This window comes from Streptomyces sp. CA-294286, assembly GCF_050947155.1.
Taxonomy (GTDB): Bacteria; Actinomycetota; Actinomycetes; order Streptomycetales; family Streptomycetaceae; genus Streptomyces.
Genome location: NZ_CP192005.1, coordinates 1211288 through 1230947, shown reverse-complemented (window position 1 = coordinate 1230947; position 19660 = coordinate 1211288). Strand labels below are relative to the sequence as shown.

Here is a 19660-nt window from a genome sequence, read left to right as displayed (position 1 = left end):
GCGTCAATGGTGCTGAAGGTGTCGAGTGGTGAACGGTACGGACCCGTGCCCCACTGGAAGCCACCTGAAGTGCCTGCCCCCCACGGACATGCCCGGCGACGCGGCCGGGCCCAGGAGTTCACGTGACCAGCACAGCGCAGACGCCGTCGTCGTCGCCCGGAGGCAAGCAAGCCGCCCCGGAACATCTCGGCCATGTCGTCTTCATCACCGCCGCGGCCGCGATGGGCGGTTTCCTCTTCGGCTACGACAGCTCGGTGATCAACGGAGCCACCCAGGCCATCGGTGACAAGTGGGACATCGGCGCCGGCACGCTCGGACAGGTCATCGCCGTCGCCCTGATCGGCTGCGCGGTCGGCGCCGCCACCGCGGGCCGCATCGCGGACCGCATCGGCCGTATCCGCGTCATGCAGATCGCCGCCGTGCTGTTCACCGTCAGCGCGGTCGGTTCCGCACTGCCGTTCGCGCTGTGGGACCTCACCATGTGGCGCTTCCTCGGCGGTATCGCCATCGGCATGGCCTCCGTGATCGGCCCGGCCTACATCGCGGAGGTCGCCCCTCCGGCCTACCGCGGACGGCTGGGCTCCTTCCAGCAGGGCGCGATCGTCCTCGGCATCGCGATCTCCCAGCTCGTCAACTGGGGCATCCTCAACTGGGCGGGCGGCGACGACCGCCACAAGGTCTTCGCCGGCCTGGAGGCCTGGCAGGTCATGCTCGGCGTGATGGTCGTGCCCGCGGTGATCTACGGGCTGCTCTCCTTCGTCATCCCCGAATCCCCGCGTTTCCTGGTCTCCGTCGGCAAGACCGAGAAGGCCAAGAAGATCCTGGCCGAGGTCGAGGGCGAGCACATCGACCTCGACGCCCGGGTCGCCGAGATCCAGGACGGCCTGCGCAGCGACCACAAGTCGACCTTCAAGGACCTGCTCGGCAGCAGGTTCGGCTTCCTGCCGATCGTCTGGGTCGGCATCGGCCTCTCCGTCTTCCAGCAGCTCGTCGGCATCAACGTCGCCTTCTACTACTCGGCGACGCTGTGGCAGTCCGTGGGCATCGACCCGAGCGACTCGTTCTTCTACTCCTTCACCACGTCGATCATCAACATCATCGGCACCGTGATCGCGATGATCTTCGTCGACCGGATCGGCCGCAAGCCGCTGGCCCTGATCGGCTCGGCGGGCATGACCCTCGCCCTCGCCTGCGAGGCCTGGGCCTTCTCCGCCGACATGGTGAACGGCAAGCTCCCGGACACCCAGGGCATGGTCGCCCTGATCGCCGCCCACGTCTTCGTGCTCTTCTTCGCCCTGTCGTGGGGTGTCGTGGTCTGGGTCTTCCTCGGCGAGATGTTCCCGAACCGGCTGCGCGCCGCCGCCCTCGGCGTGGCCGCCGCCGCCCAGTGGATCGCCAACTGGACGATCACCGCGACCTTCCCCTCCCTGGCGAGCTGGAACCTCTCCGGGACGTACGTCATCTACACGTTCTTCGCGGCCCTCTCGATCCCCTTCGTGCTCAAGTTCGTGAAGGAGACCAAGGGCAAGAGGCTGGAGGAGATGGGTTAGGCGCCGCCCGTCTCCGGTGCGCCGCCCGCCTCCGGCGCGTCACCCGTCCCACCCGCTGCCCCGGTCCGCTCCGCGAGCCGGGGCAGCACCCTCTGCGCGAACAGACGCAGACTCTCGTGCCCCTCCGCCACCGGCATGCCGCCGCACAGCGGGTGCAGGACGAGACTCTCCCCCGCCAGGCGCACGCACTGTTCCGGGGTGAGGATCCGGTAGACGCCCTCGGCCCGCAGGTCCTCGACGGTGTGCGCGGTGGAACGCACCGCCGAGCTGATGTCCTTCGACTGCCAGGAGGCGTACGTCCGCGCCTCGTGCAGGAAGTGCTTCCCGTACGTCGCCCAGGCGCGCTCCGGATCCTCGCTGACGTGCAGCAGCGGAGTCCTGGCGGCCGGCATCATGCAGAAGCCGCTCGTGCCGTGCGCCGCGCACTGCTCCTCGTAGTACGCCGCCAGCTCCGGCAGGTGCGCGCTCGGGAAGAACGGCAGCCCCAGCCGGGCCGCGCGCCGGGCCGCCGCCTTCGAGCTGCCGCCGACCAGCAGCGTCGGATGCGGCCGGGTGTACGGGCGCGGGGTGACGTGCACGGTACGGCCGCGGAACGCGAAGGGCTCGCCCGACCAGGCCGTGAGCAGCGTCTCCAGCAGCTCGTCCTGGAGCTTGCCGCGCCTGCCCCAGTCGGCGCCGAACTGTTCGTACTCCTCAGGGCGGTAGCCGATGCCCGCGACGGTGACCAGCCGGCCGCCGCTCAAGAGGTCGAGCACGGCGATGTCCTCGGCCAGGCGCAGCGGGTCGTACAGCGGGCCGATGACCGCGGAGATCATCACGGTGAGGCGCCGCGTCGCACCGAGGGCCGCGCCCGCGAAGGTGAAGGGGGAGGGCAGCCAGCCGTTGGCGGCGCCGTGGTGCTCCTCGGTCTGGAGCGTGTCGACGCCGTGCTCGTCGGCGTAGCGGGCCATCTCCAGGGCGGCGGCGTAGCGCGCCCGCGCGGAGGTGCGCGTGGCGTCGGGATCGGCCAGGTTGAAACGGACCACCGAGTAGGTCATGGCGAAACGTCCCCCTCCGCCGGGTGTGTGACCGGCGGAGGGGGACGTTAGCTGACGTCGCGTCAGATGGACAGGGTGTCGGCCCCGCGGGTCTCGCGGGCCTGCGGCGCCTGCGCCCGCGGCAGGACCGCGTACAGGACGCCCGCCACGACGGTGGTGACGACCCAGCCGAGGCCGTTCTCGCCCAGCCAGGTGGTGGCCAGCGGGCCGGTGAACCACTCGACCTTGGTGAAGAGCAGGCCGATCACCAGGGCGACGGCCCACGCGATCATCGCGGACCAGGCGAAGCCGCCGCTGTACCAGTAGGCGCTGGTGCGCGTGGTGTCCATCAGCGCCTCGCCGTCGTAGTCGCGGCGCTTGAGCATGTCGATGCCGAAGACGCCGATCCACGCCGAGAACGCGACCGCGAGCAGCGTCAGGAAGGAGATGAACGAGCCCATGAAGCTGGTCGCCACCACCATCAGCAGGAAGCCGAAGACGAGGCTGATGATCGCGTTCACACTGACGGCCCAGGCGCGCGGGACGTTGATGCCGAGGGTCTGTGCGGTGAAACCGGCCGAGTACATCGACATCGAGTTGATGAGCAGCATGCCCACCAGTGCGATGACCAGGTACGGGACCGAGATCCAGGTCGGCAGCAGCTCACCGATGAAGGACACCGGGTCCTGCGCCTTGGCCAGGTCCGGGGTGGAGACGGCCATGACCGCGCCCATCAGAACCATCGGGACGATGACGATCCCCGCGCCGCCGATCGACGCCGTGACCATCCGCTTCGCGTTGGCGGTGCGCGGCAGGTAGCGGGTGAAGTCCGGGCCGGTGGGGACCCAGCTGATGCCGCCCGCCGCGATGGTGCCGATGCCCGCGATCAGCATCGCCGTCGAACCGGCCGGCTTGGCGAACACGGACGCCCAGTCGGTGTTGGCGATGAGGTAGATCAGGACCAGCACGCTGAACACGCCGAAGAGGTACGTCGACCACTTCTGGCAGACCTGGAGCGCCGTGATGCCCAGGCCCGAGACGACGAACGTGCACGCCACGAAGAGCAGCAGGGTGACGATGACGAGCGGGGTGCTGCTCTGCACGTCGAAGAGCAGGTCCAGCACGGTGAGCACCGCGTAGGCGCCGGTGACCGCGTTGATCGTCTCCCAGCCCCAGCGGGCCACCCAGATCAGCGAGCCGGGGAAGAGGTTGCCGCGCTGGCCGAAGACCGCGCGCGAGAGCGCCATGCCGGGAGAGCCGCCGCGCTTGCCCGCGATCGAGATCAGACCCACCAGGCCGTACGAGACGGCCGGGGCGACGACGGCCGCGATGAGCGCCTGCCAGAAGTTCAGCCCGTTGAAGACGACCAGCCCGGCGCCCATGGTGAGCAGCAGCACGCTGATGTTGGCAGCCACCCACGTGGGGAACAGCTGCCCGACGTGCCCGTTGCGTTCGCTGTCGGGAACGGGTTCGAGGCCCCGGGTCTCCACCGCGCCCTCGGCTGCGGGTTGGGTGGCTGCGGGTTCGGCGGTGGTGCTCATGGGTGGGGGTTCCATGCCTCTCGCTCGGAGCGCGACGTTGCGGCCCGGTGGGGGAGTGACGAGTGATCGGTCAGGACTCTACGCGCGTGGACTGCGATGCGACCATCGTACTTTGACCCGAGTGCACCGCTGCGTGAGGGTATGTCTCTTGGAGGAAGCCCCAAGAAGGGCCCGCGGGCGCACCGTGGCCGATACTGATGAGGTTATGGACATCCTCATCCTCGCTGTAGTCATCGCCCTGGTCGCGGTCGGCGCGATCAGCGCGCTCGTGGTCGGCAGCCGCAAGAAGAAGCAGCTGCCTCCCTCGGCGCCGTCGAGCACGCCGACCATCACTGCCCCGCCCGCCGAGCCTCAGGTCGGCGACGACGCCGCTCCGCCGAAGGACGAAGCGCGCCGCACCATCGAGGAGGTCGACCTCCCGGGCGCCCCCGAGGCTCCCGTCGTCGTCGAGGAGCCCGTCGTCGGGGCTCCCGCACTCGACGTCCCCGAACCCACCGCCGGCCGTCTGGTGCGCCTGCGCGCCCGGCTCGCCCGCTCCCAGAACTCGCTCGGCAAGGGCCTGCTCACGCTGCTCTCGCGCGACAACCTGGACGAGGACACCTGGGAGGAGATCGAGGAAACCCTCCTCACCGCCGACGTCGGCGTCGCCCCCACCCAGGAACTCGTCGAGGCGCTGCGCGAACGCGTCCGCGTGCTCGGCACCCGTACCCCCGACGAACTGCGCACCCTCCTCCGCGAGGAACTGCTCGCCCTCATCGGCACCGACGTCGACCGCGCCGTGAAGACCGAGAGCGGCGTCGACACCCCGGGCGTCGTCATGGTGGTCGGCGTCAACGGCACCGGCAAGACCACCACCACCGGCAAGCTCGCCCGCGTCCTGGTCGCCGACGGCCGCTCCGTGGTGCTCGGCGCGGCCGACACCTTCCGCGCCGCCGCCGCGGACCAGCTCCAGACCTGGGGCGAGCGGGTGGGCGCCCGGACGGTACGGGGTCCCGAGGGCGGCGACCCCGCGTCGATCGCCTTCGACGCCGTCAAGGAGGGCATCGCCGAGAACGCCGACGTCGTCCTCATCGACACCGCGGGCCGCCTGCACACCAAGACCGGGCTCATGGACGAGCTCGGCAAGGTCAAGCGCGTCGTGGAGAAGCACGGCCCGCTGGACGAGGTACTGCTCGTCCTGGACGCCACCACCGGGCAGAACGGCCTGGTCCAGGCCCGGGTGTTCGCGGAGGTCGTCGACATCACCGGCATCGTGCTGACCAAGCTCGACGGCACCGCCAAGGGCGGCATCGTCATCGCCGTCCAGCGCGAACTGGGCGTACCGGTCAAGCTGGTGGGCCTCGGCGAGGGCGCGGACGACCTGGCTCCGTTCGAGCCGGAGGCGTTCGTGGACGCGCTGATCGGGGACTGAGTTCCGGACGCGCACGTACGAGGGAGGCACCGCGGGACGTCCCGCGGTGCCTCCCTCGTACGTACGGGCGTCAGGCCGGGTGGCGGTGGCAGATGTACGCCAGGGTGCCCAGCAGCAGCCGCGCCTGCGGGGGCTTTCGCGCCGTGTCGAGCGACGGCGGGCGCAGCCAGCGCACCTGGCCCAGGCCCGCGTGGTCCGACGGGGGAGCGGTGACGTACGCCCCCGGGCCCAGGCAGCGCAGGTCGAGGTCCGCGTCGTCCCAGCCCATCCGGTAGAGCAGCTCCGGCAGGGCGGCCGAGGCGCCGGGCGCGACGAAGAAGTGCGCGCGGCCGTCCGGCGTCACGGTCACCGGGCCCAGCGGGATGCCCATCCGCTCCAGCCGGACCAGCGCCTGCCGGCCGGCCGTCTCCGTCACATCCAGCACGTCGAAGGACCTGCCCACCGGCAGCAGTACGGCCGCCCCGGGGAACCGGCCCCAGGCGGCGGCGACCTCGTCCAGGGTCGCCCCGGCCGGGACCACCCGCGCGAAGTCGAAGGGGTGCGCGCCGGGGGCCTCGCAGGCCGGGCCGCCGCAGGAGCAGACTCCCTCGGCCGCCCTCGCGCCCGGGACCACGTCCCAGCCCCACAGCCCGGTGTACTCCGCCACCGCTGTGCCCTCTGACGTACGGCTGCGGCGCCGCGTGCCGGAGCGCATGTCCCGGATGCCGCCGATCGTGAAGCCCATGCCCCCTCCAACGGGTCGAACTCGCCGGTGGTTACGACACGGAGCGCTCCCGTGACGCTGCGTCAGCGAGGTGCTGCCGTCGGTCCGGCTCCGGCGGCGTATCGGGACGCCGGGGGTGGTGCGCGACGCGGCACACGCTCCGGCGTGCGTCGTTACGCCGATTCCTGACCGTCCTGTGTCAAGTGAATCGCTTCTGCTCGCAGGGGAGTTCACTCGGAGGGGTGGCGAATGGTGGCGTTTCTGTAAGTGCCCTCGCCGGACGGGTGATCGTGGGGCTACTTTCGGTGCATGAACTCCGGGAGTGCGCACGTTCGTGGGTATGCCGGGGGCAAGCCGGATTCCTGTTCGAGGGGGTGCGTCCTGCGGACAGGAGGCCCCTACCGGCGGCATCCTGTAAGGGGTTCATGCGGAGGACGTGCGTGAGCACAGGATTTCCGGAGCGCGGTGTGCGGCCCGCTCCGGGCGACGGAATGGGGGCGTTCGACGTGGGCGGCAGCGACGGGAGCGGCGGTCACGCCGGCAAGCGCCCGAACGAGCAGCTCGGTTCGTGGTTCGCGCGCAGCGGCTGGTCCAAGGGCGAACTGGCCCGCCAGGTGAACCGCCGGGCGCGGCAGATGGGCGCCCACCACATCAGCACCGACACCTCCCGGGTGCGCCGCTGGCTGGACGGCGAGAACCCGCGCGAACCCATCCCGCGCATCCTGTCCGAGCTGTTCTCCGAGCGCTTCGGGGCGGTCGTCGCCATCGAGGACCTCGGTCTGCGCGCGGCGCACCGCTCGCCCTCGGTGTCCGGGGTGGACCTTCCCTGGGCCGGACCGCAGACCGTGTCGCTGCTGAGCGAGTTCTCCCGCAGCGACCTGATGCTGGCCCGCCGCGGCTTCCTCGGCTCCTCGCTCATGCTGTCCGCCGGGCCCACCCTCATCGAGCCCATGCAGCGGTGGCTGGTTCCCGCCCCCGCCGGCGATCCCGCGCCGCAGGAGTCGGCCGCCGCCGCCCGCCGCCCGTCCCGGCTGTCCGAGCCGGAACTGCAACTCCTCGAATCGACCACCGTCATGTTCCGCCGGTGGGACGCCCAGTGCGGCGGCGGGCTGCGCCGCAAGGCCGTCGTCGGCCAGCTGCACGAGGTCACCGACCTCCTCCAGGAGCCCCAGCCCTACGCCACCTCCAAGCGGTTGTTCCGGTGTGCCGCCGAACTCTCCGAACTGGCCGGCTGGATGAGCTACGACATCGGCCTCCAGCCCACCGCCCAGAAGTACTTCGTCCTCGCGCTGCACGCGGCCAAGGAGGCCGGGGACAAGCCGCTCGGCTCGTACATCCTCTCCAGCATGAGCCGCCAGATGATCCACCTCGGACGGCCCGACGACGCCCTGGAACTGGTCCACCTCGCCCAGTACGGCAGCCGCGACTGCGCCACCGCGCGCACCCAGGCCATGCTGTACGCGATGGAGGCACGCGCGTACGCCAACATGGGCCAGCCCAGCAAGTGCAAGCGGGCCGTGCGGATGGCCGAGGACACCTTCGTCGACGCGGGCCTCGACGACGAGCAGGACCCCGACTGGATCCGCTTCTTCTCCGAGGCCGAACTCAACGGCGAGAACTCCCACTCGTACCGCGACCTCGCCTACGTGGCCGGGCGCAGCCCCACCTACGCCTCACTCGCCGAACCCGTCATGGAACGCGCCGTGGACCTCTTCGGGAAGGACGACGAGCACCAGCGGTCGTACGCGCTCAACCTCATCGGCATGGCCACCGTGCACCTTCTGAAGAGGGAGCCCGAGCAGGCCGTCGCCTACTCGCAGCGGGCCCTCGGCGTCGCGGAGAAGGTCCGCTCCGAGCGGGTCAACAACCGGCTGCGCAAGACCGTCGAAGGCGCGGTACGGGAATTCGGCGACGTGGCCGAAGTGCACGACCTGACCGACCAGTTGGGAGCGAAACTGCCCGAAGCCGCAGAGGCGGTGTAAGGCCCCCCGAACCCGGCCGCGACAGCGACCCCGTGAACCCCGACTCGGCTCCCCCGCGCCTGGTCATCCGGGTAGCTGCCGCGGCCGGCCCCTGTCCGCTCCCCGTACGCCGGACATGATCGGCGTGTTCATTCCCGCGTAACACGCACGACGCCATCGTCACTGCGGCGAAACACGGAGGGGCATCTTCCGAAACGGCGCTCCGCCACTCTCGGGGTCCATAACCAGCCACCCCGCACTGGCCGCACCGAGGACGAGGAGACGCCGATGCCCCCAGGCATCACGACAGACGCGATGACTTCCTGGACGGATCCCGGGCTGCCGGTGACGCTCGCCGCGGAGGCCCCGACGCTCTCCGCCGCCAACACCGGTTTCATGCTCATCTGCTCCGCCATGGTGATGCTGATGACGCCCGCCCTCGCCTTCTTCTACGGAGGCATGGTCCGCGTCAAGTCCACCCTGAACATGCTGATGATGAGCTTCATCAGCCTGGGGATCGTCACGATCCTGTGGGTGCTCTTCGGCTTCAGCCTCGCCTTCGGTGACGACATCGGCTCGGTCATCGGCTGGAACGCCGACTTCGTCGGGCTGAGCGGCATCGGCGTCACCGAACTCTGGGACGGCTACACCATCCCCGTCTACGTGTTCGCCGTCTTCCAGCTCATGTTCGCGGTCCTCACCCCGGCCCTGATCAGTGGTGCGCTCGCGGACCGCGTGAAGTTCACCGCCTGGGCGCTGTTCATCACGCTGTGGGCGGTCGTGGTCTACTTCCCCGTCGCGCACTGGGTGTGGGGCGCGGGCGGCTGGCTGTTCGAGATGGGCGTCATCGACTTCGCGGGCGGCACCGCCGTCCACATCAACGCCGGTGCGGCGGCCCTCGGCGTGATCCTCGTGATCGGCAAGCGGATCGGCTTCAAGAAGGACCCGATGCGCCCGCACAGCCTGCCGCTGGTGATGCTCGGCGCGGGACTGCTGTGGTTCGGCTGGTTCGGCTTCAACGCCGGTTCCTGGCTGGGCAACGACGACGGCGTGGGCGCGGTCATGTTCGTCAACACCCAGGTCGCGACCGCCGCGGCGATGCTGGCCTGGCTGGCGTACGAGAAGATCCGGCACGGCGCGTTCACCACGCTGGGCGCCGCCTCGGGCGCGGTCGCCGGTCTCGTCGCGATCACCCCGGCCGGCGGGTCGGTCTCGCCGCTCGGCGCGATCGCCGTCGGCGCCATCGCCGGTGTGGTGTGCGCGATGGCCGTGGGGCTCAAGTTCAAGCTGGGGTACGACGACTCCCTGGACGTCATCGGCGTCCACCTGGTCGGCGGCGTGATCGGCTCGCTGCTCGTCGGGTTCTTCGCCACCGGCGGCGTACAGTCCGACGCCAAGGGCCTCTTCTACGGCGGCGGCCTCGAACAGCTCGGCAAGCAGGCGATCGGCGTCTTCGCCGTCCTCGCCTACTCCCTGGCCGTCTCCGCCCTCCTCGCCTTCGTCCTCGACAGGACGATGGGCATGCGGGTGGACGAGGACGTCGAGGTCTCCGGCATCGACCGGACCGAACACGCCGAGACGGCGTACGACTTCACCGGCGCGGGCGGCGGCACCGCCCCCCGTACCCCCGTGCCCGGACCCCCTGTCGAAGCGAGCAAGAAGGTGGACGCATGAAGCTGATCACTGCGGTCGTCAAGCCGCACCGGCTCGACGAGATCAAGGAGGCCCTGCAGGCCTTCGGGGTCCACGGGCTGACCGTCACCGAGGCCAGCGGGTACGGGCGCCAGCGCGGCCACACCGAGGTCTACCGGGGCGCCGAGTACACCGTGGACCTCGTGCCGAAGATCCGCATCGAGGTGCTCGTCGAGGACGACGACGCCGAGCAGCTGATCGAGGTGGTCGTGAAGGCCGCCCGCACCGGCAAGATCGGCGACGGCAAGGTGTGGAGCGTGCCCGTCGAGACGGCGGTCCGGGTACGGACCGGCGAGCGCGGACCGGACGCGCTGTAGCGAACCGGACGAACCGCGGGACGTTCTGCTGAACGGCAAGGGAGCTGCTGGGTGACGCGTGTGGAAGAGACCGAAGAACAGTCCGGCGCGCGACCCGGCGGCTACGCGGCGGCCCGGCTGCGACTCCTGACCCAGGAGTCGCGGTCCGGGCCGCCGCGCCGCTCCGGCCTCGCGAAGCTCACCGACACCTGGGTCGCAGAACTGTTCGACGCCGCCGCCGCACAGGCCGGCGTACGGAACGCGGCACTGGTCGCCGTCGGCGGCTACGGGCGCGGTGAACTCTCCCCGCGCAGCGACCTCGACCTGCTCCTGCTGCACGACGGATCCGACCCCAGGGCGATCTCCGCCCTCGCCGACCGCGTCTGGTACCCGGTCTGGGACCTCGGCCTCGCCCTCGACCACTCCGTGCGCACTCCCGCCGAGGCCCGCAAGGTCGCCGGGGAGGACCTCAAGGCCCACCTCGGCCTCCTGGACGCCCGGCACATCGCCGGGGACCTCGGCCTCACCGCCGCACTGCGCACCACGATCCTCGCCGACTGGCGCAACCAGGCGGTCAAACGCCTCCCCGCACTCCACGCACTCTGCCTCGAACGGGCGGAGCGCGCGGGCGAGTTGCAGTACCTCCTGGAACCCGACCTGAAAGAGGCGCGCGGCGGTCTGCGCGACGCCACCGCGCTGCGCGCCGTCGCCGCCTCCTGGATCGCCGACGCCCCCCGCGAGGGCCTCGCCGAGGCCCGCCGCACCCTGCTCGACGTACGCGATGCCCTCCACCTCGCCACCGGCCGGGCCACCGACCGGCTCGCCCTCCAGGAACAGGACCAGGTCGCGGCGGCGCTCGGCGTCCTCGACGCGGACGTGCTGCTGCGCAAGGTGTACGAGGCGGCCCGCACCCTCTCCTACGCCGGTGACGTGACCTGGCGCGAAGTGGAACGGGTGGTGCGGGCCCGGTCCGTGCGGCCACGGCTCAAGGCCCTGCTGGGCGGGCGGCCCGCGGGCCCGGAGCGCACGCCGCTCGCCGACGGCGTCGTCGAGCAGGACGGCGAGGCGGTCCTGGCGCGCACCGCGCGCCCGGAACGGGACGCGGTCCTTCCGCTGCGGGCCGCCGCCGCTGCCGCGCAGGCCGGTCTGCCGGTCAGCATCCACGCCGTACGGCAACTCGCCAGGGTGACGCCGCACCTGCCGGTGCCGTGGCCCGCCGAGGCCCGCGAGGAACTGGTGACGCTGCTCGGGGCGGGCGAGTCGGCGGTACCGGTGTGGGAGGCGCTGGAGGCCGAGGGACTGATCGCACGGCTGCTCCCCGACTGGGAGCGGGTGCGCTGCCGGCCGCAGCGCAACCCCGTGCACACCTGGACCGTCGACCGCCACCTCCTGGAGGCGGCGGTGCGGGCCGCCGGATTCACCCGGCGGGTGGGACGGCCCGACCTGCTGCTGGTGGCCGCGCTGCTGCACGACATCGGCAAGGGGTGGCCCGGCGACCACTCCGTGGTGGGCGAGACCATCGCGCGGGACATGGCGACCCGGATCGGCTTCGGTGAAGCGGACGTGGCCGTGGTGGCCGCCCTCGTACGGCACCACCTGCTGCTCGTGGACACGGCGACCCGGCGTGACCTCGACGATCCGGCGACGGTACGGGCGGTGGCGGAAGCGGTCGGCACGGCGTCCACGCTGGAACTGCTGCACGCGCTCACCGAGGCGGACGCCCTGGCCACCGGGCCCGCCGCCTGGTCGGCATGGCGCGCGTCCCTCGTGGCCGACCTGGTGAAACGGGTGGGCGCGGTGCTGGCGGGGGGCCCGATCCCGGAACCCGAGCCGGGGGCGCCGACCGTGGAGCAGGAGCGGCTGACACTGGAGGCGCACCGCACCGGCGGGCCCGTGCTGGCGCTGCGGGCACGGGAGGAGGACGACGCGGGCGACGCGGCGCTCGGGGTGGAGCTGACGATGGCCGTGCCGGACCAGCCGGGGGTGCTGCCCGCGGTCGCCGGGGTGCTGGCGATGCACCGGCTGACCGTGCGGACCGCGGAACTGCGTGCGGCGGAGCCGCCGTTGGAGGGGGCTCCCGCGCTGCTCCTGCTGTCCTGGCGGGTGGCCGCGGCGTACGGGGGCCTGCCGGGAGCGGCGCGGCTGCGGGCCGACCTCGTACGGGCGCTGGACGGGTCGCTGGACCTGGCGTCCCGGCTGGCCGAGCGGGAGAAGGCCTACGCGAGCAGGGCGCGCCGCCGGTCGGGCGTACCGCCCGCGCGGGTGACCGTCGCCCCGGCGGCCTCACGGCACGCGACGGTCCTGGAGGTGCGGGCCGAGGACGCACCGGGGCTGCTGCACCGGATCGGCCGGGCGCTGGACGAGGCGGGGGTGCGGGTGCGCAGTGCGCACGTCTCGACGCTGGGTTCCAGCGCGGTCGACGCGTTCTATGTGACGGGGAAGGACGGGGAGCCGCTGGGCGCCGGGGAGGCGGCGGAGGTCGCACGGGAGGTGGGAGTGGCGCTGGGGCAGGGGTAGGCGCTGCGCGGGGGGAGGGGTGCGCCCCCCCGAACTTGTGGGCCGCGTGCGGGCGAACACCCTTCGGGCGGGCCGTTCGCCGCCGGGCGGGGCCGTGCGGGGGTGCGGGGCCGTGCGGGGGTGCGGGGCCGTGCGGGGGTGCGGGGCCGTGCGGGGGTGCGGGGCCGTGCGGGGGTGCGGGGCCGGGCCGCGCGCTTCCCCGCCCCCCGACGGCACGCTCCGCGGCCGTCGTTCGCCGGACTCCGGCAGGCGGGGGCCGACGTTTTGCCGGGCCGGATACTCTGGGGGGCCAAGGACTCCGCCCCCAACCCGAGGATCTGCGACCACAGTGTTCGATACCCTCTCCGATCGCCTTTCCGCGACTTTCAAGAATCTCCGGGGCAAGGGCCGCTTGTCCGAGGCGGACATCGACGCCACCGCCCGCGAGATCCGCATCGCCCTGCTGGAAGCGGACGTCGCCCTGCCGGTCGTCCGGGCCTTCATCAAGAAGGTCAAGGAGCGCGCCGCCGGCGCCGAGGTCTCCAAGGCGCTGAACCCCGCCCAGCAGATCATCAAGATCGTCAACGAGGAACTGGTCGGCATCCTCGGCGGCGAGACCCGTCGCCTGCGCTTCGCCAAGTCCGGCCCGACCGTGATCATGCTCGCGGGTCTCCAGGGTGCCGGCAAGACGACCCTCGCCGGAAAGCTGGGGCTGTGGCTCAAGGGCGAGGGGCACTCCCCGCTCCTCGTGGCCTGCGACCTCCAGCGTCCCAACGCCGTCAACCAGCTCAGCGTCGTGGCCGACCGCGCCGGTGTCGCCGTCTACGCTCCCGAGCCGGGCAACGGCGTCGGAGACCCGGTCACGGTCGCCAAGGACTCCATCGAGTACGCGAAGACCAAGCAGTTCGACGTGGTCATCGTCGACACCGCCGGCCGCCTCGGCATCGACCAGGAGCTGATGCAGCAGGCCGCGGACATCCGCGACGCCGTCAGCCCGGACGAGATCCTCTTCGTCGTCGACGCGATGATCGGTCAGGACGCGGTCAACACCGCAGAGGCCTTCCGCGACGGCGTCGGCTTCGACGGCGTGGTGCTCTCCAAGCTCGACGGCGACGCCCGGGGCGGCGCCGCGCTCTCCATCGCGCACGTCACCGGCCGTCAGATCATGTTCGCCTCCAACGGCGAGAAGCTCGACGAGTTCGACGCGTTCCACCCGGACCGGATGGCCTCCCGCATCCTCGACATGGGTGACCTGCTCACCCTCATCGAGCAGGCGGAGAAGACGTTCAGTCAGGAGGAGGCCGCCAAAATGGCCTCCAAGCTGTCCTCCTCCAAGGGCGGCAAGGACTTCACGCTGGACGACTTCCTGGCCCAGATGGAGCAGGTCCGGAAGATGGGCTCGATCTCCAAACTGCTCGGCATGCTGCCGGGCATGGGGCAGATCAAGGACCAGATCAGCAACATCGACGAGAAGGACGTGGACCGCACCGCGGCCATCATCAAGTCGATGACCCCTGCGGAGCGCGCCGAGCCGACGATCATCAACGGTTCACGCCGTGCCCGTATCGCCAAGGGCTCCGGCGTCGACGTCAGCGCCGTCAAGAACCTGGTGGAGCGGTTCTTCGACGCCCGCAAGATGATGTCGAAGATGGCCCAGGGCGGCGGCATGCCCGGCATGCCGGGGATGCCCGGGATGGGTGGCGGTCCCGGCAAGCAGAAGAAGCAGGTCAAGCAGGCCAAGGGCAAGCGCAAGTCCGGCAACCCGATGAAGCGCAAGGCCGAGGAGCAGGCGGCGGCCGAGCGGCGCGAGCAGGCCGCCCAGCAGGGCGGCGGCGCGTTCGGGCTGCCCGCGGGTCAGGGCGGCAAGGACTTCGAACTGCCGGACGAGTTCAAGAAGTTCATGGGCTGATCGACCGGTCCCGTCGACCGTGCGCCGTGGCCGCCCACCCGCGTGGGCGCCCACGGCGCACGTGCGTCAGCACGTACGGAGAAGCACCACCCCGTACCGCCGCCCCGGACGCGCGGGCCGCCCCGGGGACGTCCCGCTGCCCCGGTGCTCGGCCGCGCGTGCTCCCGCGAGAAGCCGAAACGTTACGGCTTACGGGCGATCAGATACCGGAAGACGTTCGGCATCCACACCGTCCCGTCCTCCCGCAGATGCGGATGCAGCGCCTCCACCAGTTCCTTCTCCACCTGAGCCGGGTCGGTCGCCCGTATCGCCGCGTCGAAGAGACCGGTGGACATCAGGCCCCGCACCGCGCTGTCCATGTCGCTGTATCCGAAGGGGCAGGCGACCCGCCCCGAGCCGTCGGGCCGCAGTCCCGCCCGCGCCGCCACGTTCTCCAAGTCGTCCCGCAGCGGGGCCCGCCAGCCGCCGGACGCACGTTGCGGGTTGGTCAGCCGGGAGGCCACCCGCAGCACCGCCGAGGTGGCGCAGCGTTCCGGCGGCCCCCAGCCGGTCAGCACGACCGCGCTGCCGCGCCGCACCAGTGGCACCGCCTCGGCGAGGGTCGGGGTGAGGCAGTCGGTGTCCCCGGCCGCGCAGCCGATCGGCTCGAAGGCGGTCAGCAGGTTGTACGGAGTGCAGTCGGCGTCCGCGGTGTCGGCCGGGCCGCCGCAGACCACGGCGGCCGTCCCGGTCCCGGGTGTCGCCTCGTCGTGGAGCCGGGTCCTGGCGAGCGCCACGCGCCCGGGGTCGTCGTCCACCCCGGCGACGCACGCGCCCCGCGACGCGGCGACGAGCAGGGCCAGACCCGACCCGCAGCCGAGGCCGAGCAGCCGGGTGGTGGGGCCCACCTCCAGCCGCGCGTACACCGCTTCGTAGAGCGGCACCAGCATCCGCTCCTGGATCTCGGCCCAGTCACGCGCGCGCGTGCCCCTGGGACCCGAAGCCGCGCTCGGGTGGTGCTGGACGAGCGTTGGTGTCATCGAAAGCGCCCCAATCCGCAGTGAGGTCGGTCGTGCCCCGTTATGGCCACCCCCGTGCTGTGTGTGCGCGTCGGCACTTCCCCCGTATGTCAGGGAACTCCGCATCCGTCCCCAAGTCCAGTGGGCGGCGGGGCAATACTTGCGTGCTCCGGGCGTGCGCCCCCCATGTCCGGCCCCGCGTGCGCCCCGTACGGGCGAGTCGTCGCGCGTAGTCCATTCGGGTGAACCCCGGCCGGGGCGCGGACCCCGCCGGGGCCCGTGCGGGCGTCGCGCGGCTCGTGCGCCGCGCCTGCGACAGGGCCCGGACCGGGGACGGCACCCGGGCGCCGGCCGCCCGCCGCCGCCCCGAGCGGGACCGTCGGCGGGTGCGCGCGAGGGCGTACCGGCCGATACGCACCGCCCTGGCGTGCGTCGCGCCGGTTCTCCGCGAATCGGCGCACCCGCCCCTCGTCGCGCGGCATCAGCGGGAACTGACTGGTACGTGCAAATTATTTGGGATGCCCCGGAATAGGAACACGGGGGCCCTCCGGCTCGTTGTCACGTCGTGAGCACGACACCACCTGTCCTCGCCGCAGAACTGGCGCAGGCGTGGGCCGACATCCAGCGGTACCACCCCGAGCTGCCCGATCTAGCCGCGCCCGAGTCCCTGATCGGAGAGTCCTCGTCCGCCTGCGGCGTGGCTCTCTCCTTCGAAAGACTGCTGCACGAGGCAGTCCACGGCATCGCCGCAGCCCGCGGCGTCCGTGACACCTCCCGCGCCGGTCGCTACCACAACCGCAGATTCCTTGCGATCGCCGAGGAGTTGGGCCTGGACCACCCCGAGGAGCCGCATCCCAGCAGCGGGTTCTCCCTGGTCGCGCTCAACCCCGAGGCCAAGCGTCGCTACCGTCCCACGATCGAGCGGCTGACCCGTGCCCTGAAGGCGCACACGGTCGCGACGGCCGCCGACACCAAGCGTTCCTTCCGCGGCCCCGCCGCACGGCACGGGTCCTCCGGGGGAGGGGTGCGGGTCAAGGCCGTCTGCGACTGCGGGCGCAACGTCCGCGTCGTGCCGTCGGTGCTGGCGCAGGCCCCGATCGTGTGCGGCGGCTGCGGCAAGCCGTTCCGCATTCCGGACGTGGTGGCCGCCGCCGGCTGAGCCAGCAGAGCGTGACCAGGGCCGGGGAACGGCGTGTGCCGCAGCTGTGGCACAATGGACAGCTGTACTCGACAGCCGCACAGGACCCCTCTCTCCTCCGGCTGACGCGTCCATCGGGCACCCCGAGTACCGCAACCCCACGTGGCATCCCGTTGTGCCCAACCACGTCAATTCCAGGAGAGACCACTCCAGTGCTCAAGATCAAGCTGAAGCGCCTTGGCAAGATCCGTTCGCCGCACTACCGCATCGTCGTCGCCGATGCCCGTGTGCGCCGTGACGGCCGTGCCATCGAAGAGATCGGCCTGTACCACCCGGTGCAGAACCCCTCGCGCATCGAGGTCAACGCCGAGCGTGCGCAGTACTGGCTGTCCGTCGGCGCCCAGCCGACCGACGCCGTTCTCGCCATCCTGAAGCTCACCGGCGACTGGCAGGCCCACAAGGGCCTTCCGGCCCCCGCGCCGCTGCTCCAGCCGGCGACGAAGGAAGACAAGCGCGCTTCCTTCGACGCCTTCGCGAAGGCTCTTGAGGGTGGCGACGCCAAGGGCGAGGCCATCACCCCCAAGGCGAAGAAGGCCGACAAGAAGGCGGACGAGGCCCCGGCCGACGCTGCCGCTGAGTCGACCGAGGCCTGAGCATGCTCGAGGAGGCTCTTGAGCACCTCGTGAAGGGCATCGTGGACAACCCCGACGACGTGCAGGTCGCCTCGCGCACCCTGCGTCGCGGACGCGTTCTCGAAGTCCGGGTGCACCCCGACGACCTCGGCAAGGTGATCGGCCGCAACGGCCGTACCGCCCGTGCCCTGCGTACCGTCGTCGGGGCCATCGGTGGCCGTGGCATCCGCGTCGACCTCGTCGACGTGGACCAGGCCCACTGATCATCGGGCAGTCGCCGAGCATCAGGCAGTAGAGCATTACCGGCAGGGGCCGGGGAGGGCTGAGGCCCGCCCCGGCCCGTTGTCGTTTTCCGTACGCTTGCCGACGGACTGTGTACGCGCGGGTCCGCCGTACCCGCACCGGGCGGGTCGTGCCGTACCCGTACGAAGAGGAGAGAACGAGAGTGCAGCTGGTAGTCGCGCGGATCGGCCGCGCCCACGGGATCAAGGGCGAGGTCACCGTCGAGGTGCGCACGGACGAGCCGGAGCTGCGGCTCGGCCCCGGAGCCGTCCTGACCACGGACCCCGCAGCGGTGGGCCCGCTGACCGTGGAGACCGGCCGGGTGCACAGCGGCAGGCTGCTGCTGCGCTTCGAGGGCGTGCACGACCGCACGGCGGCCGAGACCCTGCGCAACACCCTCCTGATCTCCGACGTGGACCCCGAGGCGAGCCCCGAGGACCCCGAGGAGTTCTACGACCACCAGCTGGTCGACCTCGACGTGGTGCTCGCCGACGGCACGGTGATCGGCCGGATCACCGAGATCACGCACCTGCCCTCGCAGGACCTGTTCATCGTGGAGCGCCCCGACGGCAGCGAGGTGATGATCCCGTTCGTGGAGGAGATCGTCACCTCGATCGATCTGGACGAGCAGCGCGCGGTGATCGAACCGCCGCCCGGCCTGATCGACGACAGCGAGGCGGTCGTGGCGTCCAGCAGGGAAGACGAAGAGGACGCGCGCTGATGCGGCTCGACGTCGTCACGATCTTCCCCGAGTACCTGGAACCGCTGAACGTCTCCCTCGTCGGCAAGGCACGCGCGCGCGGCGTCCTCGACGTCCAGGTGCACGACCTGCGGCGGTGGACCCACGACCGGCACAACACCGTCGACGACACCCCCTACGGCGGCGGCCCCGGCATGGTCATGAAGCCCGACCCGTGGGGCGCGTGCGTCGACCAGGCGCTGGCCGACGGGTACGAGGCGGGCGCCCACGGCCCCGTCATGGTCGTGCCCACGCCCAGCGGCCGCCCCTTCACCCAGGAGCTCGCGGTCGAACTCTCGGCGCGCCCCTGGCTGCTCTTCGCGCCCGCCCGGTACGAGGGCATCGACCGTCGCGTGATGGACGAGTACGCGACGCGGATGCCGGTGTACGAGGTCTCCATCGGGGATTACGTCCTGGCCGGCGGCGAGGCGGCGGTCCTGGTGATCACCGAGGCGGTCGCCCGGCTGCTGCCCGGCGTGCTCGGCAACGCGGAGTCCCACCAGGACGACTCGTTCGCCCCCGGCGCGATGGCCGACCTCCTGGAGGGGCCGGTCTACACCAAGCCCCCCGAGTGGCGCGGGCGCGGCATCCCGGACGTGCTCCTCAGCGGGCACCACGGGAAGATCGCGCGCTGGCGGCGGGACGAGGCGTTCCGTCGTACCACCGCCCACCGGCCCGACCTGATCGAGCGCTCGGACCCCGCCGCCTTCGACAAGAAGGACCGCGAGATGCTCTCCATCCTGGGCTGGCGGCCGGGCCCCGACGGCCGATTTGGGCGCGACCCCGAAGCCGTGGAAGAATAAGCAGCTGTTGTCCGTCCGCGTGCGCCCCTGCCACAGGGGGAACGACGCCCGTCCGACGCGTGCAGCATCCCCTTTCATCTCCGAAATGCCGCTGATGACCTGTGGCATCAGTGAAGAAAGCAGACTCACATGTCTCACCTGCTCGACTCCGTCGACGCTGCCTCGATCCGCAGCGACGTCCCCGCCTTCCGCCCCGGCGACACCGTGAACGTCCACGTGCGCGTCATCGAAGGCAACCGCTCCCGTGTGCAGCAGTTCAAGGGTGTCGTCATCCGCCGCCAGGGCGCGGGCGTCCGCGAGACCTTCACGGTCCGCAAGGTCTCCTTCTCCGTCGGCGTCGAGCGCACCTTCCCGGTGAACTCCCCGATCTTCGAGAAGATCGAGGTCGTCACCCGCGGTGACGTGCGTCGCGCCAAGCTGTACTACCTGCGCGAGCTGCGCGGCAAGGCTGCCAAGATCAAGGAGAAGCGCGACAACTGATCGCGCCCCAGGC

The 19660-nt window shown here is 71.5% G+C and carries 17 protein-coding genes; 13 read left to right on the top strand and 4 right to left on the bottom strand.

Features of this window, described 5'->3' with window-relative positions; genetic code table 11:
- The first annotated feature begins 122 nt into the window (after positions 1 to 122).
- On the top strand, positions 123 to 1550 hold the full coding sequence (locus ACQPZG_RS10045; RefSeq protein ID WP_433545476.1) for a sugar porter family MFS transporter: 1428 nt from the start codon (positions 123 to 125) through the stop codon (positions 1548 to 1550).
- Here the strand turns inward: ACQPZG_RS10045 and ACQPZG_RS10040 are convergent.
- Both ACQPZG_RS10040 and ACQPZG_RS10035 read right to left on the bottom strand, forming a co-directional pair.
- A complete protein-coding gene (locus ACQPZG_RS10040) occupies positions 1547 to 2587 on the bottom strand; it encodes an LLM class flavin-dependent oxidoreductase (protein WP_433545475.1) in 1041 nt (346 codons plus the stop codon). The genes ACQPZG_RS10045 and ACQPZG_RS10040 overlap by 4 nt on opposite strands.
- Positions 2588 to 2649: 62 nt before the next feature.
- Positions 2650 to 4107, bottom strand: coding sequence for a cytosine permease (locus ACQPZG_RS10035; protein ID WP_433545474.1), 1458 nt, complete (start codon positions 4105 to 4107; stop codon positions 2650 to 2652).
- A gap of 205 nt (positions 4108 to 4312) precedes the next feature.
- Between ACQPZG_RS10035 and ftsY the strand changes: the two genes are divergently transcribed.
- Complete coding sequence (ftsY, locus tag ACQPZG_RS10030; protein ID WP_433545473.1) at positions 4313 to 5518, top strand: signal recognition particle-docking protein FtsY; 1206 nt, start codon at positions 4313 to 4315, stop codon at positions 5516 to 5518.
- 70 nt (positions 5519 to 5588) lie between these two features.
- Here the strand turns inward: ftsY and ACQPZG_RS10025 are convergent, their stop codons facing one another.
- Positions 5589 to 6242 carry a bifunctional DNA primase/polymerase gene (locus ACQPZG_RS10025; RefSeq protein ID WP_433545472.1) on the bottom strand — a complete coding sequence of 218 codons (654 nt, stop codon included), beginning with the start codon at positions 6240 to 6242 and terminating at the stop codon, positions 5589 to 5591.
- A 470-nt stretch (positions 6243 to 6712) separates the two neighbouring features.
- Between ACQPZG_RS10025 and nsdA the strand changes: the two genes are divergently transcribed.
- The 5 genes from nsdA (at position 6713) to ffh (ending at position 14575) form a co-directional block, all read left to right on the top strand.
- Complete coding sequence (gene nsdA, locus ACQPZG_RS10020; RefSeq protein ID WP_433549337.1) at positions 6713 to 8203, top strand: transcriptional repressor NsdA; 1491 nt, start codon at positions 6713 to 6715, stop codon at positions 8201 to 8203.
- 267 nt (positions 8204 to 8470) lie between these two features.
- A complete protein-coding gene (locus tag ACQPZG_RS10015; protein WP_433545471.1) occupies positions 8471 to 9856 on the top strand; it encodes an ammonium transporter in 1386 nt (461 codons plus the stop codon).
- Complete coding sequence (locus ACQPZG_RS10010) at positions 9853 to 10191, top strand: P-II family nitrogen regulator (RefSeq protein ID WP_128977495.1); 339 nt, start codon at positions 9853 to 9855, stop codon at positions 10189 to 10191. The genes ACQPZG_RS10015 and ACQPZG_RS10010 overlap by 4 nt, the downstream gene beginning before the upstream one ends.
- 51 nt (positions 10192 to 10242) lie before the next feature.
- Positions 10243 to 12687, top strand: coding sequence for a [protein-PII] uridylyltransferase (locus ACQPZG_RS10005; RefSeq protein WP_433545470.1), 2445 nt, complete (start codon positions 10243 to 10245; stop codon positions 12685 to 12687).
- 328 nt (positions 12688 to 13015) lie between these two features.
- Positions 13016 to 14575: a signal recognition particle protein gene (gene ffh / locus ACQPZG_RS10000; protein WP_433545469.1), complete on the top strand. Its 1560-nt coding sequence runs from the start codon at positions 13016 to 13018 to the stop codon at positions 14573 to 14575.
- Positions 14576 to 14757: 182 nt separating this feature from the next.
- Here the strand turns inward: ffh and ACQPZG_RS09995 are convergent, their stop codons facing one another.
- The gene (locus ACQPZG_RS09995) at positions 14758 to 15594 is read right to left on the bottom strand and encodes an SAM-dependent methyltransferase (RefSeq protein ID WP_433545468.1); all 837 of its coding nucleotides are present in this window, start codon (positions 15592 to 15594) and stop codon (positions 14758 to 14760) included.
- Between the two features lie 544 nt (positions 15595 to 16138).
- Here ACQPZG_RS09995 and ACQPZG_RS09990 point away from each other — a divergent pair.
- From ACQPZG_RS09990 to rplS, 6 genes are all read left to right on the top strand, one after another.
- Positions 16139 to 16732, top strand: a complete 594-nt coding sequence (locus ACQPZG_RS09990) for a hypothetical protein (protein ID WP_185034411.1) — start codon at positions 16139 to 16141, stop codon at positions 16730 to 16732.
- A 191-nt stretch (positions 16733 to 16923) separates the two neighbouring features.
- Positions 16924 to 17364, top strand: a complete 441-nt coding sequence (rpsP, locus tag ACQPZG_RS09985; RefSeq protein WP_398420563.1) for a 30S ribosomal protein S16 — start codon at positions 16924 to 16926, stop codon at positions 17362 to 17364.
- Positions 17365 to 17366: 2 nt separating this feature from the next.
- Positions 17367 to 17606: an RNA-binding protein gene (locus ACQPZG_RS09980; protein WP_067164759.1), complete on the top strand. Its 240-nt coding sequence runs from the start codon at positions 17367 to 17369 to the stop codon at positions 17604 to 17606.
- A gap of 182 nt (positions 17607 to 17788) precedes the next feature.
- Positions 17789 to 18346, top strand: a complete 558-nt coding sequence (rimM, locus tag ACQPZG_RS09975) for a ribosome maturation factor RimM (RefSeq protein WP_433545467.1) — start codon at positions 17789 to 17791, stop codon at positions 18344 to 18346.
- Positions 18346 to 19167 (top strand): tRNA (guanosine(37)-N1)-methyltransferase TrmD, encoded by an 822-nt coding sequence (trmD, locus tag ACQPZG_RS09970; RefSeq protein ID WP_433545466.1) that lies wholly within the window; start codon positions 18346 to 18348, stop codon positions 19165 to 19167. The genes rimM and trmD overlap by 1 nt, the downstream gene beginning before the upstream one ends.
- A gap of 129 nt (positions 19168 to 19296) precedes the next feature.
- The gene (rplS, locus tag ACQPZG_RS09965; protein WP_433545465.1) at positions 19297 to 19647 is read left to right on the top strand and encodes a 50S ribosomal protein L19; all 351 of its coding nucleotides are present in this window, start codon (positions 19297 to 19299) and stop codon (positions 19645 to 19647) included.
- Positions 19648 to 19660: the final 13 nt, after the last annotated feature.